This is a genomic window from Stutzerimonas stutzeri, from assembly GCF_019090095.1.
Taxonomy (GTDB): Bacteria; Pseudomonadota; Gammaproteobacteria; order Pseudomonadales; family Pseudomonadaceae; genus Stutzerimonas; species Stutzerimonas stutzeri_AN.
In genome coordinates, this window is record NZ_JAGQFP010000002.1 from 2,039,933 (window position 1) to 2,057,361 (window position 17,429).

Consider the following 17,429-nt stretch of genomic DNA (forward strand, 5'->3'; position numbering starts at 1 on the left):
GAGAGCCTTGCCCGCCATGTCCAAACTATTCACGATCGAAAATACCCTGCAGTCCGCTCTGCAGCCGGTGTATCTGCAGGTGCTGGATGAAAGCCACATGCACAGCCGTGGGCAGGAAACCCACTACAAGGCGGTCATCGTCAGCGAGCAGTTTGCCGGTCTCAATGCGGTCAAGCGCCACCAGAAGGCCTATGCCGCCATGGGCGAGCTGATGCAGCAGATCCATGCGCTCGCGCTGCACACCTACACCCCCGAAGAGTGGGCGAAGCAGGGCGCGGCGCCCGACTCGCCGGTCTGCGCCGGTGGGCATAAATAAGCGTCGAGCGAACCGCCTGGCTGGCGCTTGAAGCCTGCCACGCGTTTGTTGATAGAATGCGCGCCGCGCCGGCTCACGCCGGCGTTGTCGTTTTCGTGTTCCCGGTCCGCCCTTTGACAGGCCGTTGAAAAAACGTAGGCGAGGCAGGCAAGACAAGGCGAAAAGACCCGAGGAAGCGGAGTTTACGAGTGTAAATGAGCATTCCGAGGCCTTTTCAACGCGGTCTTGCCAACGCAGGTAGTTTTTCAACGGCCTGTTTGGGTGACCACTGGAGGAATAAACCCGCATGACCCAGAACATCGTCGTCGCGGCGCTGTACAAGTTCGTCTCCCTGCCGGACTACGTCGCCTTGCGTGAACCCCTGCTCGACGTCCTCAACGCCAATGGCATCAAAGGCACGCTGCTGCTGGCCGAGGAAGGCATCAACGGCACGGTATCCGGCAGCCGCGAAGGGATCGACGCGTTACTCGCCTGGTTCGGCGCCGATGCGCGCCTGGCCGATATCGATCACAAGGAATCCTATTGCGATGAGCAGCCGTTCTATCGCACCAAGGTGAAACTGAAAAAGGAAATCGTCACCCTGGGTGTGCCAGGCGTGGACCCCAACCAGCGGGTCGGCACCTACGTCGAGCCGAAGGACTGGAATGCGCTGATCGCCGATCCCGAGGTGCTGTTGATCGACACCCGTAACGATTATGAAGTGGCCATCGGGACCTTCGAGGGCGCGATCGATCCACAGACCAAGTCGTTCCGTGAATTCCCCGACTACATCAAGGCGCACTACGACCCGGCCCGGCATAAGAAGGTCGCGATGTTCTGTACCGGTGGCATCCGTTGCGAGAAGGCCTCCAGTTACATGCTTGGCGAAGGCTTCGAGGAGGTTTATCACCTCAAGGGCGGCATCCTCAAATACCTGGAAGAGGTCCCCCAGGAAGAAACTCGCTGGCGCGGTGACTGCTTCGTTTTCGACAACCGCGTGACCGTACGCCATGACCTGACCGAAGGCGACTTCGAACAGTGCCATGCCTGTCGCACGCCGATCTCGCTGGAGGATCGCCAATCGGAGCACTACGCTCCAGGCATCAGCTGCCCACATTGCTGGGATAGTCTCAACGAGAAGACCCGCCACAGTGCCCGTGAGCGGCAAAAGCAGATCGAGTTGGCGCTCAAGCGTAACCAGCCGCACCCCATCGGTTACAACTACCGCAAGCAGGGTGCGTAAGCGACACCGCTTGGCCAGATGATGGCGCGCAGTTCGCGCTCCACACGACAGAACCGGAGCCCGAAATGCGCAGCCGACTGATCTATGTGATGGACCCGATGTGTTCCTGGTGTTGGGGGTTCGCGCCAGTGGTGCACGCCCTGATCGAGCAGGCGCGCAGCAAGGGCGTCGAGGCCGATCTGGTGGTCGGCGGCCTGCGCCAGGAGCGCACCGCGATGGACGCGGCCGCCCGCGAACGCACCCATTCCTACTGGCATGCGGTGCACGAGGCGAGCGGCCAGCCCTTCAATTTCGACGCGGGACTGCCGGACGGTTTGGTCTATGACACTGAGCCGGCGTGCCGGGCCCTGGTGGCGGCGCGTAGCCTCGACCCCAAGTCGGCCTGGGTCCTTGCCGGTCTGATCCAGCAAGCGTTCTATGTCGAGGGATGCAATGTCACGCTCGTGCCGGAGCTGGTGCGGCTCGCCGAACGGGCGGGTATTCCCCGTATCGAGTTCGCCGACCGCTTCGACTCGCAGGCGGTGCGCGATGCCACCGTGACGGACTTCGACTGGGCGCGCAATCTTGGAATCGCCGGCTTCCCCACCTTGCTCGCTGAGCACGGCGGACAGCTGGCGTTGGTCACCAACGGGTTCCAGCCGCTCGACGCACTGTCGCCCCTGCTGGACCGGTGGCTGGATCACAATGCCCATGCCTGATCAGCTCAGTTGGGCGGAGATCCGTCGCCTCGCGCTTCACCATCGCAAAGCGCTGATTCTCGCCAACCTGGTCGCAGTACTGGCGACGCTGTGCAGCGTTCCGATCCCCTTGCTGCTGCCGTTGCTGGTCGATGAGGTATTGCTGGGTCAAGGCGATACCGCGTTGCAGGTGATGAACACCGTCTTGCCTGACGGCTGGCAGACGGCGGTTGGCTACATCGGCCTGATGCTTGTCGCGACCTTGCTGCTGCGAGCCTGCGCGCTGATTTTCAACGTGCTGCAGGCGCGTCTGTTCGCCCGATTGTCGAAGGATCTGGTCTATCGCATCCGTATCCGCCTGATCGAGCGGCTCAAGCGCATCGCCCTGAGCGAATACGAGAGCCTGGGTGGCGGGACGGTGGCCGCGCACCTGGTCACCGATCTGGAAACCATCGACAAGTTCATTGGCGAGACCCTCAGCCGGCTGTTGGTTGCCGTGCTGTCGATCGCTGGCACGGCGGCGATCCTGCTGTGGATGCATTGGCAACTGGCGTTGCTAATCCTGCTGTTCAACCCGCTGGTGATCTACGCCACGGTGCAGCTGGGCAAGCGCGTCAAGCACCTGAAAAAGCTCGAGAACGACAGTACCTCACTGTTCACGCAGGCGCTCACCGAAACCCTGGACGCCATCCAGGAGGTGCGTGCCGGGAATCGCCAGGGATTCTTCCTCGGACGTCTCGGGCTGCGGGCGCGGGAAGTGCGCGACTATGCCGTCGCTTCGCAATGGAAAACCGACGCCTCGAACCGGGCCAGCGGCCTGTTGTTTCAGTTCGGCATCGACATCTTCCGCGCCGCGGCGATGCTGACCGTACTGTTCTCGGACCTGTCGATCGGGCAGATGCTGGCGGTGTTCAGTTACCTGTGGTTCATGATCGGCCCGGTGGAGCAGTTGCTCAACCTGCAGTACGCCTTCTACGCAGCCGGTGGTGCGCTGAGCCGCATCAACCAACTGCTCGCACGGGCGGACGAGCCACAGCACGCCGGCGGCCAGGATCCTTTCGCTGGGCGCGAGACCGTCGACATCGAGGTCCAGGGGCTGCGTTTCGCCTATCAGGACGAACCGGTCCTGGAAGGTCTGGATCTCTCCATCGCGGCGGGTGAAAAGGTCGCCATCGTCGGCGCCAGTGGCGGCGGCAAGAGCACGCTGGTGCAGCTGCTGCTCGGCTTGTATCAACCGCAGGCCGGGCAGATACGCTTCGCCGGTATCGACATGCGTGACATCGGTCTGCCTACCGTTCGCGATAACGTTGCCGTGGTGTTGCAGCATCCCGCGCTGTTCAACGACACGGTACGTGCCAACCTGCTGATGGGGCGCGAGCGCGACGATGCGGCGTGTTGGCATGCGCTGGAGATCGCTCAGTTGGCCGAGACCATCCGCCAGCTGCCTGCGGGGCTCGACAGCATCGTCGGTCGGTCCGGTGTGCGCCTGTCCGGCGGGCAGCGGCAACGTCTGGCGGTGGCGCGCATGGTGCTGGCCGAGCCCAAGGTGGTCATCCTCGACGAGGCCACCTCGGCCCTGGATGCGGCCACCGAATATGCGCTGCATCAAGGGCTGAATCGCTTCCTGCAAGGGCGGACGACACTGATCATCGCCCACCGTCTGTCCGCGGTGAAACAGGCCGACCGCGTGCTGGTATTCGATGGTGGGCGCATCGCCGAACAGGGCGGCCATCAACAGCTCATCGCCGACGGCGGGCTCTACGCCAAGCTTTACGGGCACCTTCAGCAGCATTGATCGTGAGCCTCGAATCCGGCTCGAAGGTGGCTAACTGCTATTAAATCCTGATTAAATTGCTCCGCTTTGGCATTCAACTTTTGTCGTAAGCGGCCGACTCCATGAGCGCGCATACTTTTTAAGGATTTTCTGATGCAGCCCCTCGATCTATTCGCCAACCTGTCCATGGGCAAGAAGTTGCTGCTTGGCTTTGCCCTCGTCCTGCTGCTGACGCTGGGTGTCGCCGGAACCGGTTTCCTGACCGTCAACTCGATTCTCGATCGGTCCTACCAGGTCAATCAGCTATCGCGCATCAACGCCGCGATTCTCGAGGCGCGCGGCCAGGAGCGCGACTACGCGCTGACCCGAAGCGAGGCGTCCGCCCAGGCATTGCGCGGCACACTCGAGCGGCTGAACCGCGAGCTGGATGCCTTGGACGGCCTCTCCGAGCAGGAGCAGGAAGCGGTGCAGCAGATCCGCCGCAGCGCCGCCGTTTATGCCAAACAGTTCGATGAGTACGGCGTGCTGATCAATCGTGGCCAGTCACTTCGCGCACGCATGGACGACACGGCGCAGAAGAGTCGCGAGGAGTTCGAATACATCGAGCTGGACATGTACGACGCCGTGCGCGTGTTGCGCCTGCAGGGCGATCACCTGAGAGGCAGCGATCCGCTGACCATTGCCGAATCCGCATCTGGCCTGACGAAAAAGATCCTCGATCTGCGCACCTTCGAAAACATCTTCATCAACAACAACGCCCAGGCGGCGGTGGATTCCTGGAACGAATCCTTCGAAGACGTGACCACCATCGGTAACAGCCTGAAAAACTGGCTCGATGACGAGCAGAAAGCGACCATGGATGGCGCTCTTGCCGCGCTGGCCAGCTACCAGCGGGCATTCAACGAGTTCCGCAGCAATCGCGGCGCCCGCGTCGCGCTGGAACAGGAGATGGTCGGCCAGGCGCAAAGCGTCGTCGATGCGGCAGGCAAGATGATGGCCGATGCGACCGCAGCCATGGAAACCCAACGCAGCAGCGCCTACATGCTGCTGGGGATCATCACCGTGCTGGCCGTGGTGATCGGCCTGGCGGCCGCGGCAGTCATCTCGCGCATGATCGTTGGGCCGCTGCGCTACACCGTGCAGCTGGCTCAGCGGGTGGCGGACGGTGATCTCAGCCAATCCGAAACCGTCACTCGACGTGATGAACTCGGTCAGTTGCAGCAGGCGATGTATGCCATGACCGGAAGCCTGCGCGGCCTGATCGGACGGATCGGCGGCGGCGTCGGCCAGATCGCCGCGGCGGCCGAGCAGCTGTCGGCGGTAACCGCCCAGACCAGCGCCGGTGTGCAGAAGCAGCGGGAAGAGACCGATCAGGTGGCGACTGCGATGCACCAGATGGCCGCGACCGTGCAGGAAGTCGCCCAGAATGCCGAGCAGGCATCGCTTGCGGCTCGTCAGGCCGATCAACAGGCGCGTCAGGGTGATCGGGTGGTTCAGGAAGCCATTGGCCAGATCGGCAACCTCTCCGGTGAGGTCGAGCATTCGGCCCAGGCGATCGAAGAGCTGAACGCTGAAAGCGGTCGCATCGGCAGCGTACTGGAGGTGATTCGTGCCGTCGCCGAACAGACCAACCTGCTGGCGCTCAACGCTGCCATCGAGGCCGCACGCGCAGGCGAACAAGGCCGGGGCTTTGCCGTAGTGGCGGACGAAGTCCGTGCATTGGCGCGCCGCACGCACGATTCCACCGAAGAGATCGAAGGCCTGATCAGCAACCTGCAACAGGTGGCGCAGAAGGCGGTCGAGCAGATGCAGACCAGCCGCGACCTGACGCAACGCACCGTCGATCTGGCCGGCGAAGCGGGTGTGGCGCTCGGGCGCATCACCGAATCGGTCTCCACCATCGAGCAAATGAACCAGCAGATCGCGGCGGCAGCGGAAGAGCAGAGCGCCGTAGCGGAAAACATCACCGAGAGCGTGACGCGCGTCCGGGATATCGGCGAGCAAAGCGCCAGCGGCAGCGAGCAGACCGCTGGCGCAAGTGCCGAATTGGCGCGCCTGGGTGTGGAGTTGCAAGGGCTGGTGGCGCGCTTCCGCATCTGAGTTTCAGCTCCGTTCGTATCGAGCCCCGGTCATGCCGGGGCTTTGTCGTTTCTGGCGCTGAACTCCATCGATCTACCGGCGATCTAGTACAAGACGCGGCTGCGGTCGCCTGTTCTGGAGACGCCCCTTGAAAGCCTCATCGCAGATTGCCAACCGCTCCTGTCCCGGGAGTGCCTCTTCATGAAACCCACTGCATTCGCCACTGGCGAATCACGCCTGCGCCAAGCGATCGGCGGGCCGGCACTGTTTCTGTTCATCCTCGGCGATGTGCTGGGCGCCGGCGTCTACGCGCTGGTCGGCAAGATTGCCGGCGAGGCCGGGGGGGCCGTCTGGGTGCCGCTGCTGGTTGCGCTGGGTTTCGCGATGCTGACCGCCGCGTCCTATGCCGAGCTCGTCACCAAATATCCCCGCGCGGGTGGCGCGGCGGTCTTCGCCGAGCGCGCGTTCGGCAAGCCGTTACTGTCCTTTCTGGTCGGCTTCTGCATGCTCGCTGCCGGTGTGACCAGTGCCGCCGGCCTGTCCCTGGCCTTCGCCGGCGACTACCTGAGCGCCTTCATCGAGACCCCGGCAGTGCCGACTGCGCTGGTATTTCTCGGCGTGGTTGCACTGCTCAATGCACGAGGGATCAAGGAGTCGCTCGGGGCCAATACGGTGATGACCGTGATCGAGGTGTCGGGCCTGCTGTTCGTCGTCGTGCTGGCGGCGCGTTTTCTGCTGAGCGGGCAGGGCGAGCCTGCTCGGGTGCTGGCGTTCGCACCCGGCGTATCGCCCGCCATCGCGGTGCTGGGGGCGGCGCTGATCGCGTTCTACTCGTTCGTCGGCTTCGAGGTGTCGGCCAACGTGGCCGAAGAGGTCAAGGACGTCCGCCGCAACTACCCACGCGCGTTGTTCGCTGCGCTGCTGACTGCGGGCCTGGTCTATATGGGCGTTGGCATGGCGGCGACCGCCGTGCTCGCACCCGCTGCGCTGAGTGAATCGTCGGCGCCCTTGTTGGATGTGGTACGCGCAACCGGCTATGCGGTCCCGGACTGGCTGTTCGCCGCCGTGGCGCTGGTTGCGGTGGCCAACGGCGCGCTGCTGACCATGATCATGTCCAGCCGGCTGGCCTATGGCATGGCCGATGAAGGGTTGCTGCCGTCGGCGCTGACGCGGGTTTTGTCGAAGCGGCGCACGCCCTGGCTCGCCATTATCGTCACCACCGTGCTGGCGATGGCGCTCACCGTGACCGGCACGCTGCGCGCGCTGGCCGAAACCGTGGTGCTGTTGCTGTTGTTCGTGTTCATGAGCACCAACGTGGCGGTACTGGTGCTGCGCAAGGACAAAGTGGCTGCGCCGCACTTCCGCACCCCGACGATCCTGCCGTACCTGGCCATCGGCTCCTGCCTGGTCCTGCTGTCTCAGCAGAGCGCCGGCACCTGGTTGCGTGCGGCCTTGCTGATGGCTGTGGGTGCAGCGCTTTACGGTCTGGGCCGCTGGCAGCAGCGCCGCCGCTAGCGACTCTGCAACTCAGCAGCCCATTGCGCCAGCGGGATCGGCTGGTGCTGCGTCCAGATGCGTTGCCAGAGCTGCTCGAGCTTGCTGGTGTCGCCGCGCTCGGCCGGCCAGCGCTCGACGACCGGCGTCAGCCTCCAACCTGGCCCCTCACGCTCGGCCAGGGCAAAGCGGAAGGGGTGGTAGCCGGTCATGCCAAGCCGCAAGTCGGTCACCAGCAGGTGCCGGTCGACCTCGTCATAGCGCAGCACGCCGCCAGTGAACCAGTTCAACCGGGCATGCTGCGGGGACGCCGCTAGCGCCTCGGCAAGCGCCGGATGGCGGGGCAGGCGAATCAGCTCGGGCGGATCGACATCGAACCAGCTTACCAGCGCCTCGTAGTAATGGTCGCCATCGAGGGCGATCACCCGCCAGAGCAGGCTGTTGAACGGCGTCGGCGTACTGAACACCTGGCTGGGGTGAATGCCCGATGCCGCCATCGCGGCGTCCACGCGGTGCTCTGCCAGCTGTTTGCCGGCCAGGGTGAAGGCCAGGTACAGCGAAGACAGCACCAGCGCGATCGACGCCCAGCGTGGGCGGCGTCCTTTCAGACCGAAGGCGGCACCGGCGAGGACCGCCCCGAGCAGCGGCAGGCTGTAGAGCGGATCGATGATGAACACGCTGGACCAGGCCACGGGCGGCGTCGGCAGCGGCCAGAACAGCTGCGTGCCATAGCTGGTGAAGGCGTCGAGCAGCACATGGGTGATCAGCACCAGCCAGATCGTCAGAAGCAGCCGGCCGCCGCTGTAGCCAGGGTCGGGTCGTATGCGTCGAGCCAGCCAGGTCAGCGCCACGGCCAGCAGGCTCAGGGTGAACAGCGAATGGCTGAAGCCACGGTGATAGGTCATCTGGGCCACGGCGTCGCCATAGTCGATGACCACGTCGAGGTCCGGCAAGGTGCCGAGTACGGCGCCATACAACAACGCCTTGCGTCCTTGCCAGCGGCCCAGCAAGGACGCCTGGACCGTGGCGCCGAGCAGCGCCTGGGTGATCGAATCCATAAGGGGTTCCGTCTGTACCGGTTGGCCAGGGAGCCAAGGTAGCCGAACCGGCCGGCCGCCTGTGGCGCGAAATCATATAAAAACGTGTCCGCGCTGCCCGGCTCGTGGACAATGGGCATTCATTCCAGACGCAGAAGGGCCGATGCTCGAGATATCCAACAGCGTCCAGCTGCCCGACAGCGAGATCGAGTTGACCGCGATCCGCGCGCAGGGCGCCGGCGGGCAGAACGTCAACAAGGTATCCAGCGCGCTGCACCTGCGCTTCGATATCAATGCCTCGTCGTTGCCGCCGTTCTACAAGGAACGTCTGTTGGCGCTGCGCGACAGCCGGATCACCGGTGATGGGGTGATCGTCATCAAGGCCCAGCAGTACCGCACTCAGGAGCAGAACCGCGCCGATGCTCTGGCGCGCCTGGCCGAACTCATCCGCAGTGTCGCCAAGGTGGAAAAGGCCCGCCGCCCGACGCGCCCAACGCTGGGCTCGAAGAAGCGGCGTCTGGAAGGCAAGAGCAAGCGCGGGGCGATCAAGGCAGGGCGCGGCAAGGTGGACTTCTAGCCAGGTCCGGACAGGGCGTCAGGGCGTCCCGCCTAGCCCGTGCCGGTGCGCGGCTCGACGATATCGTCGTCGAGCACATCGTCGTCCAGCGAGTCGCGGGTTTCGCTGCCCTTGTCCTCGCCCTCCGGGGTATCGGGCATCAGCTCCAGCACGGTGTGACTGGTGCGCAGAATGGGCGTGAAATGCCCGTGCGGCTCGGTAACCAGGTCGACCACGCGGCGCGAGCGGTACCAGGAATAGAACGCCAGGAACGCCAGGGTAACGGCGAAGAACACCGGCAGTGCCTTCGGCCCGAAAAAGCTCATCAGTCCCCCGGCGACCACCGGGCCGAAGGCGGCACCGAAGCCGTTGGCCAGCAGCAGGCCGCTGGAGCCGGACAGAATCTCATCGGGGTGCAACTGATCGACCATTTGCGCGACGGCGATCGAGTAGATCGAAAACGCCAGGCCGCCCCAGAGGAACATCATCCCCAGCAGCAAGGGGCCAGACGTCAGCGGGGTGATCAGGCCGCCGAGCACGGCGGCAATAGCCACGACGCAGAGCATGACCTTGCGACGGTCATGTTTGTCGGAGAACAGCCCGATCGGCCATTGCAGCACGGCGCCGCCGAGGATGGTCACGCTCATCAGCAGACCGACGCCGGAGGCATCGAAGCCACTCTGCGAGGCATAGACCGGCGCCAGGCCCCAGAACCCGCCAAGCGTCAGGCCGGAAATACCCGCCGCCATCAGCGGCAAGGGCGCGATACGGGCCAGCTGCAACAGGTCGGTGGCCGGCATGTCGGGCTGCGCCGGCTGCGCCTGACGCGTCAGGGTGACCGGCATCAACGCGGCACAGATGAGGATCGCCGCCAGCGCGAACAGCGTGAAGTTCATCGGGCTGTCGAGGCTCAGCAGCTGCTGGGCCGCCGCCAGCGAGCCAAGGTTGACGGCCATGTACAGGGCGAACACCTGGCCGCGCTTCTCACCGCTGACCTGTGCGTTGAGCCAGCTCTCGATGACCATGTACAGCGTGACCAGCGCCACCCCGTACATCAGTCGCAGCACCAGCCACACCCACGGGTTGACGATGATCACGTGCAGCAGCACGGCCACCGACGCCAGCGCGGCGTAGAAGGCGAAGGTGCGAATATGGCCGATCCGGCGGATCAGCGACGGCGCCAGCCAGGTGCCAATGAGGAAGCCGGCGAAGTAGCCCGACATCAGCAGGCCGATCAGGCCGGTCGAATATCCCTCGGCAACGCCACGCAGCGTCAACAGCGTATTCAGCAGGCCGTGGCCGAGTAGCAGTAAGGCAACACCGGCCAGCAGCGAACTGATCGGGGCTAGTAAGGACGTCATGGCAAACAACCTTAAGCAAGTAAGTCCATTTTTTTGGCAGAGTGCTCCGATCAGGAGTGCTCCACCGTGATCGTAATCAAGTGTATGAACGTCCGAGGCAGTGCCCATAGGGTGTGCCTCGGCGCATGCAGCTTGGGCAGCACTTTTCGCCGAGGATTCAAAACGAAGCGCATTTCCTGGCCCAAGACTGCGTACCTCATTGCCTTTGCCGCCCGACGGCAACGCCGCGCCGCGAAGCCGTGACGGCGCCAGCCGACCTTGCAAGCTTGGCCCAGATTAGCCGTGTTGTCCTGGGCGCAAGGTCGCGATCAGTGCTCGGACACTGCCGGGCAGGGCCTCGAGCTCGCGAACCAGGATGCTGCGTTCGCGGACGGCCCAGGGTTCGTCCAGTGCCACCAACGCCAGTTGCATGGTTCGGCTGTGCCGGCGCGCGGCGGATTCGGGAATGATACCGATCCCGACACCTGCTTCGATCATCCGGCATACGGCTTCGAAACTGGACAGCTGAATCCGCAGCGACAGGGTACCGCCGAACTTTTCGACCTGATCGCGCAGAAAGCTGAGCAGCGTGCTGCCTTCGTGCAGGCCGATGTGCTGATAGCTGAGCGTCTGACGCAGCGTAACCCGAGGCAGCGTCGCCAACGGATGGCCCAGGGGCACCGCCAGCAGCAAGCGGTCAGTACTGAAATGCAGCGCCTGCAACCCCTCGGCCTGCACCGGGCCGGCGATGATACCCATGTCGGTGCTGCCGTCCAGTACACCGCGCACGATGTCCCGGCTCAGACGCTCCTGCAGGTCCACCGTCACCCCGGGGCGCTCGGCGAGAAAGCCGGCGAGTACTTCCGGAAGAAATTCGGTGACGGCGGTGGTGTTGGCGAAGATGCGGATATGCCCGGTCGAATCGGTACTGTATTCGGTGAACTCGCCCTTCAGGTAGTCGACCTGGCGCATGATCAGCCGGGCATGTTGCAGCAGCTTCTGCCCGGCCGGTGTCAGCGCCACGCCACGGCTGTCGCGGTAGAGCAGGCGGCTGCCGAGCTGTCCTTCGAGCGCCTTGACCCGGGCGCTGGCCGCCGCCGGTGACAGGTGCGCCCGACGCGCGCCCTGGGTCAGGCTGGGCGACTCGGCAATATGGATAAACAGGCGCAGGTCGGAGAGATCGAAGTGCATCGCGGTGTTCGCTGACGGGATGTAGCGTTCAGCTTAGCCGAACGCTGCTGTCAGTAAATGCCAATTCCCGAACGCGGCCAGCCGACGCATTCTACGGCAACACCACGGAGCCGGAGCCTGCGATGACCGATGTAACCGCCTGGATAGGTCGCACCGAAGAGGTCCACGACCAGCTCAGCCGCAACCTGCTGATGCGGATCGCCGCGACCTTGAATGAGCCCACCCCAGGCCATGGCGAACCGTTGCCACCGCTGTGGCAGTGGTGTTTCTTCCAAGAGCCCTTGCCCGAAAGCGGCCTGGGCGAGGACGGCCACCCGGCACGCGGCGGCTTCCTGCCGCCGGCTGACAACCGCAACCGGATGTGGGCCGGTGGCCGCGTCGAGTTCTACGAGCCTCTGACGGCTGGTGCCGAGGCGACGCGGGTGTCGACCATCAAGCACATCGAGGAAAAACAGGGGCGCACCGGCGCGCTGCTGTTCGTCACGGTACAGCACGAATACCGGCAGGAGGGGCGTCTGGCGATTCGCGAAGAACAGGACATCGTCTACCGCGAGCCGAGTCCGCCGAAATCCAACAGTGGCGAGCCGATGATCGCCGGCCATTGGCGCGAAGCGGTAGCGCCGACGCCGACGCTGCTTTTCCGCTATTCGGCCGTGACCTTCAATGGCCATCGCATCCATTACGACTGGCCCTATGTCACCGAAGCCGAAGGCTACGCCGGGCTGGTCGTTCACGGTCCGCTGATCGCCACGCTCAACTTGCGCGCCTTCTGCCGCGCCCATCCGGACGCCCGCCTGCGTCGCTTCGCCTATCGCGGCCTGCGCCCGCTGACGGTACCGCAGCCGTTCGAAGTGGGCGGCCGCATCGTCGAGCCGGGCGAGGCCGAGCTCTGGGCCGGCGATCACAACGGTCTGGCGCAGAGGGCTGAAGTGGAATTCGAGTGACGTGTATGGCGGGACTCCGGCCCCTCACCCTAACCGTCTCCCCAGGGGGGGCGAGGGGACTGATCGGTGTCCGGCTTCTGGATCGGTGACACGCGATGCCGTCTGCCCAGGCATGACTTCCGACGTACACCGGATAGCTCCCTCGCCCCTCTGGGGAGAGGGGGCGCCCTCTCTAACAACGAGAACGTATCGAGATGACGACGAATCACAACTACCAAGGCGCCAGGCACGAAGAACTGAACTTCATCCGCGAAGGCGTGCGCGCCCTCTGCGCCGAATTCCCCGCCGACTACTGGCGCAAGCTCGACGAGGAGAAGGGCTTCCCGGAAGCCTTCGTCAAGGCGATGACCGAGGCCGGCTGGCTCTCAGCGATGATTCCAGAAGAATTCGGCGGCTCGGGCTTGGGTCTGGCCGAAGCCTCGGTGATCCTCGAGGAAGTGAACCGCTGCGGCGGTAATTCCGGCACCATCCACGGGCAGATGTACAACATGTTCACCTTGCTCAGGAACGGTAGCGAGGAGCAGAAGCGCACCTACCTGCCCAAGCTGGCCAGTGGTGAGTTACGTCTGCAGTCCATGGGCGTGACCGAGCCGACCACCGGCACCGACACCACCAAGATCAAGACCACGGCGGTGAAGCAGGGCGACAAGTACGTCATCAATGGCCAGAAGGTGTGGATCTCGCGCATCCAGCATTCGGACCTGATGATCCTCCTGGCGCGCACCACGCCGCTGGCCGAGGTGAAAAAGAAGTCCGACGGCATGTCGATCTTTCTCGTCGACTTGCGTGAGGCCATCGGCAACGGCCTGACCGTGCAGCCGATCGCCAACATGGTCAATCACGAGACCAACGAGCTGTTTTTCGACAACCTGGAAATCCCCGCCAGCAGCCTGATCGGCGAGGAGGGCAAGGGCTTTCGCTACATCCTCGACGGGCTGAATGCCGAGCGCACCCTGATCGCCGCCGAATGTATTGGCGACGGCCGCTGGTTCATCGAGAAATCCGCGCAGTACGCGCGCGACCGTGTCGTGTTCGGCCGGCCCATCGGGCAGAACCAGGGGGTGCAGTTTCCCATTGCCGAGGCGCACATCGAGGTGGAAGCCGCCGATTTGATGCGCTGGCGCGCCTGCGAGGAATACGACAGCGGGCGCAACGCCGGAGCGGCGGCCAACATGGCCAAGTATCTGGCGGCCAAGGCCAGCTGGGAGGCCGCCAACGCCTGCCTACAGACTCACGGCGGTTTCGGCTTCGCCAACGAATACGACGTCGAACGCAAATTCCGCGAGACGCGGCTGTACCAGGTCGCGCCGATTTCCACCAACCTGATCCTGTCGTACGTGGCTGAGCACCTGCTTGAGCTGCCGCGCAGTTTCTGACGCTGCCAACAGGCGATGCATCCGAGCGGATTCGGGCAGACGCGTGGAAAAGGCTTCGCCGTTTTCCACCCTACGGCGGCAGGTTTGTAGGGTGGATGTCGCGAAGCACTTCCACGCGGGCTTTGATCAAGGAGAAACCATGCAAATCGACCACCTCGACCATCTGGTCCTCACCGTCGCCGACCTCGACGCAACGGTCGACTTCTACACCCGCATGCTCGGCATGCAGGCGGTGACCTTCGGCGAAGGGCGCCAAGCGCTGGCGTTCGGCAACCAGAAGATCAACCTGCACCAGGCAGGCCGCGAATTCGAGCCCAAGGCCGAGCGGCCCACGCCGGGTTCGGCAGATCTCTGTTTCATCGTCGCCACACCACTAGAGCAGGTGATCGCGCATCTTGAGGCGCAGCAGGTCGCTATTGTCGAAGGACCGGTCAAGCGTACCGGAGCCACCGGACCGATCCGCTCGGTGTACCTGCGCGACCCCGATTCCAACCTTATCGAACTGTCCAACCTGATGGAGCCCGGCGCATGAGCCAGCACACCCAGGCGTTGACTGAATTCCTCGCCGGTTTGACCTACGAGCAAATCCCTGACGCCGTCCTGGCGCGCACCGAGGATTTGTTCCTCGACTGGCTCGGCTCGGCGCTGGCCGGCGCAGGCGCGCATCCGATTCCCCTGTTCGAGCGCTACGCCGCCAAGATGGGCCCGGTCGATGGCCCGGCGCGCATCCTGGTCAATGGCCAGAGCAGCTCGGCCTATTTCGCCGCGCTGGTGAACGCCGCCAGCTCGCACCTGGTCGAGCAGGACGACCTGCACAACAGCTCGGTGCTGCACCCGGCGACGGTGGTCTTTCCCGCTGCGCTGGCGGCGGCGCAGGATCTCGGCAAGTCCGGCCGGGAGCTGTTGGTGGCCTCGGTGGCTGGTTATGAAGCCGGCATTCGTATCGGCGAGTTTCTCGGCCGCTCGCATTACCGCATCTTTCACACCACCGCGACGGTCGGCACCCTGGCCGCGGCAGTGGCCGTCGGCAAGCTGATGGCCTTCGACCAGCAGCAGTTCACCCATCTGCTGGGCAGCGCCGGTACCCAGGCCGCCGGACTCTGGGAATTTCTTCGTGACGCGGCGGATTCCAAGCAGCTGCATACCGCCAAGGCGGCTGCCGATGGCCTGCTCGCCGCCTACCTGACGGCCGAGGGCCTGACCGGCGCGCAAAACATTCTCGAAGGCGAGCAGGGCATGGCTGCGGGCATGTCCAGCGACGCCGATCCGTGCAAATTGTCGGATCGCCTCGGCAGTCGTTGGGCACTGGCCGAGACGTCTTTCAAGTTCCACGCCTCCTGCCGCCATACCCACCCGGCCGCCGATGCATTGCTCGAGCTGATGCAGCGCGAAGGGCTGCGTGCCGAGGACATTGCGTCGGTCACCGCCCACGTGCATCAGGGTGCCATCGATGTGCTCGGCCGCGTGAACGTTCCGCAGACAGTGCATCAGGCGAAGTTCAGCATGGGCACGGTGCTCGGCCTGATCGCGTTGTATGGCAAGGCCGGGCTGACCGAATTTCATAGTCATGCGCTCAGCGATCCGCGTGTTGGCGCGTTCCGCGAGAAGGTCGCGATGACTCTCGATTCCCAGGTGGATGCCGCCTATCCCGCGCGCTGGCTCGGCCGTGTGACGGTCGAGACGACCGACGGCCGCACGCTGCACGGCGCCATCGACGAACCCAAGGGCGATCCGGGCAACACCCTGAGCCGCACCGAGCTGGAGGACAAATTCCGCCGCCTGGTGCAGTTCTCCGCTGCGCGCAATCCCTCTGAGGCAGACGAAATGATCGAGACCGTCTGGCGGCTGCGTGAGGTCGACGATCTGGGCGTTCTGCGGTGAGTGGGTAGGGTGGGCTTTAGTCCACCGGCAGGCAGATTGGTGGGCTGAAGCCCACCCTACATGGCTGGCCTGACTCGTAAGGTGGATGACGGCGAAGCCTCATCCACCAACGTGGGGCCAGAGTCCCCAGGGGCTTGAACAAACGCGTGGAAATGGCTCCGCCGATTTCCACCCTACGCCGAATGTGCAGGAACCGAACATGAACGACACTCAAGCCAAACCCCGCCCGCTCGACGGCATCACCGTGGTCAGCCTCGAACACGCCATCGCCGCACCGTTCTGCACCCGTCAGTTGGCTGACCTCGGCGCGCGGGTGATCAAGATCGAGCGGCCGGGCGCCGGTGATTTCGCGCGCGGTTACGACGAGCGCGTCGATGGCCTGGCCTCGCATTTCGTCTGGACCAACCGCTCGAAGGAGAGCGTGACGCTGGACATCAAGCAGGCGGCCGCCAACCAGGTCGTCGATCGGTTGCTGGCCAAGGCCGACGTGCTGGTGCAGAACCTCGCGCCGGGTGCTGCCGCGCGCATGGGGCTGTCGTTCGAGGCGCTGCATGAGCGCTTCCCACGGTTGATCGTCTGCGATATCTCCGGGTATGGCGTCGGAGGCCCCTACGAGCAGAAGAAAGCCTATGACCTGCTGATCCAGAGCGAGGGCGGCTTCCTCTCGGTTACCGGCGGGCCGGGCGACGACCAGATGGCCAAGGCCGGCTGTTCGATCGCCGATATCGCCGCCGGCATGTACGCCTACACCGGCGTGCTCTCGGCACTGATGCTGCGCGACAAAACGGGCGAGGGCAGCCGCGTCGACGTTTCCATGCTGGAAAGCCTGGTCGAATGGATGGGCTACCCGCTGTACTACGCCTACGAAGGCGCACCGCCACCCCCGCGCGCCGGTGCCGCGCACGCGACCATCTACCCCTACGGGCCATTTCCGACCGGCGACGGCGGCACCGTGATGCTGGGGCTGCAGAACGAGCGCGAGTGGCTGCTGTTCTGCGAGAAGGTCTTGCTGCAGCCAGCGCTGGCCTTCGACGAGCGCTTCTCCAGCAACTCGCTGCGCTCGGCGCATCGCGAGGAACTACGCGCGATCATCGTCGCGTCGTTCGCCGAACTCAGCGCAGAGCAGGTGATCGAGCGCTTGGACGCCGCGCCCATCGCCAATGCGCATGTCAACGACATGGCGGGCGTCTGGGCGCATCCACAGCTCAAGGCTCGCCAGCGCTGGAGCCAGGTCGGCAGCCCGGCAGGAGAGCTACCGGCGCTGTTGCCGCCGGGAAGCAACAGCGCCTTCGCGCCGCGGATGGACCCGATTCCGGCACTGGGCGAGCACACCGAGCAGGTGCTGGCCGAGCTCGGCTATTCGCCTGACGAAATCCAGCGCCTGCAGGGCGCGCGATGAGCGTGTCGATGACGCCTGCAGGCTGGCGAAACGAGCGCAGCTCTGGCTGGGCAGGCCTGTTAACGAGCCAAACCGCGCCTGCCACGCCATGCGATACGCGGACGCGCGCTTGCCCCCGTCCGAATCGCCTTGCTGGCGAGCCG

15 protein-coding genes are annotated in these 17,429 nt (G+C 64.5%); 12 read left to right on the forward strand and 3 right to left on the reverse strand.

Going from position 1 to position 17,429, the window contains the following annotated elements; genetic code table 11:
- Positions 1–16: 16 nt before the first annotated feature.
- The 6 genes from KVO92_RS19205 to KVO92_RS19230 all read left to right on the forward strand — a co-directional run bounded on the left by KVO92_RS19205 (position 17) and on the right by KVO92_RS19230 (position 7,583).
- Positions 17–316 (forward strand): BolA family protein, encoded by a 300-nt coding sequence (locus KVO92_RS19205; protein WP_217477102.1) that lies wholly within the window; start codon positions 17–19, stop codon positions 314–316.
- 286 nt (positions 317–602) lie between these two features.
- Positions 603–1,538, forward strand: a complete 936-nt coding sequence (locus KVO92_RS19210) for a rhodanese-related sulfurtransferase (protein ID WP_217477103.1) — start codon at positions 603–605, stop codon at positions 1,536–1,538.
- A 65-nt stretch (positions 1,539–1,603) separates the two neighbouring features.
- Positions 1,604–2,236, forward strand: a complete 633-nt coding sequence (locus KVO92_RS19215) for a DsbA family protein (protein ID WP_217477104.1) — start codon at positions 1,604–1,606, stop codon at positions 2,234–2,236.
- Entirely contained in the window at positions 2,229–4,010 is a 1,782-nt protein-coding gene (locus KVO92_RS19220) for an ABC transporter ATP-binding protein (protein WP_217477105.1), read from the forward strand. Before KVO92_RS19215 ends, KVO92_RS19220 begins: the two co-directional genes overlap by 8 nt.
- A gap of 132 nt (positions 4,011–4,142) precedes the next feature.
- A complete protein-coding gene (locus KVO92_RS19225; protein WP_217477106.1) occupies positions 4,143–6,089 on the forward strand; it encodes a methyl-accepting chemotaxis protein in 1,947 nt (648 codons plus the stop codon).
- A gap of 180 nt (positions 6,090–6,269) precedes the next feature.
- Entirely contained in the window at positions 6,270–7,583 is a 1,314-nt protein-coding gene (locus KVO92_RS19230; protein ID WP_217477107.1) for an APC family permease, read from the forward strand.
- Here the strand turns inward: KVO92_RS19230 and KVO92_RS19235 are convergent.
- Positions 7,580–8,620 carry a metal-dependent hydrolase gene (locus KVO92_RS19235; RefSeq protein WP_217477108.1) on the reverse strand — a complete coding sequence of 347 codons (1,041 nt, stop codon included), beginning with the start codon at positions 8,618–8,620 and terminating at the stop codon, positions 7,580–7,582. The two genes, KVO92_RS19230 and KVO92_RS19235, sit on opposite strands and share 4 nt — an antisense overlap.
- Before the next feature lie 142 nt (positions 8,621–8,762).
- Here KVO92_RS19235 and arfB point away from each other — a divergent pair, with 142 nt between their 5' ends.
- Positions 8,763–9,176 (forward strand): alternative ribosome rescue aminoacyl-tRNA hydrolase ArfB, encoded by a 414-nt coding sequence (gene arfB, locus KVO92_RS19240; protein WP_217477109.1) that lies wholly within the window; start codon positions 8,763–8,765, stop codon positions 9,174–9,176.
- 32 nt (positions 9,177–9,208) lie between these two features.
- On the opposite strand, the gene KVO92_RS19245 is transcribed toward arfB, so the two are convergent.
- Together KVO92_RS19245 and KVO92_RS19250 are read right to left on the reverse strand one after the other, a co-directional pair.
- Positions 9,209–10,516 carry an MFS transporter gene (locus KVO92_RS19245; protein WP_217477110.1) on the reverse strand — a complete coding sequence of 436 codons (1,308 nt, stop codon included), beginning with the start codon at positions 10,514–10,516 and terminating at the stop codon, positions 9,209–9,211.
- A gap of 276 nt (positions 10,517–10,792) precedes the next feature.
- Positions 10,793–11,686, reverse strand: coding sequence for a LysR family transcriptional regulator (locus tag KVO92_RS19250; protein ID WP_217477111.1), 894 nt, complete (start codon positions 11,684–11,686; stop codon positions 10,793–10,795).
- Positions 11,687–11,808: 122 nt separating this feature from the next.
- On the opposite strand from KVO92_RS19250, the gene KVO92_RS19255 reads away from it, so the two are divergent.
- From KVO92_RS19255 to KVO92_RS19275, 5 genes are all read left to right on the forward strand, one after another.
- Positions 11,809–12,630 (forward strand): FAS1-like dehydratase domain-containing protein, encoded by an 822-nt coding sequence (locus KVO92_RS19255; RefSeq protein WP_217477112.1) that lies wholly within the window; start codon positions 11,809–11,811, stop codon positions 12,628–12,630.
- Positions 12,631–12,824: 194 nt separating this feature from the next.
- On the forward strand, positions 12,825–14,006 hold the full coding sequence (locus tag KVO92_RS19260; protein WP_217477113.1) for an acyl-CoA dehydrogenase family protein: 1,182 nt from the start codon (positions 12,825–12,827) through the stop codon (positions 14,004–14,006).
- A gap of 139 nt (positions 14,007–14,145) precedes the next feature.
- Positions 14,146–14,538, forward strand: a complete 393-nt coding sequence (locus tag KVO92_RS19265) for a VOC family protein (RefSeq protein ID WP_217477114.1) — start codon at positions 14,146–14,148, stop codon at positions 14,536–14,538.
- Positions 14,535–15,887, forward strand: a complete 1,353-nt coding sequence (locus KVO92_RS19270; RefSeq protein ID WP_217477115.1) for an MmgE/PrpD family protein — start codon at positions 14,535–14,537, stop codon at positions 15,885–15,887. Before KVO92_RS19265 ends, KVO92_RS19270 begins: the two co-directional genes overlap by 4 nt.
- Before the next feature lie 199 nt (positions 15,888–16,086).
- Positions 16,087–17,286: a CaiB/BaiF CoA transferase family protein gene (locus tag KVO92_RS19275; RefSeq protein ID WP_217477116.1), complete on the forward strand. Its 1,200-nt coding sequence runs from the start codon at positions 16,087–16,089 to the stop codon at positions 17,284–17,286.
- The last annotated feature ends 143 nt before the right edge of the window (positions 17,287–17,429 follow it).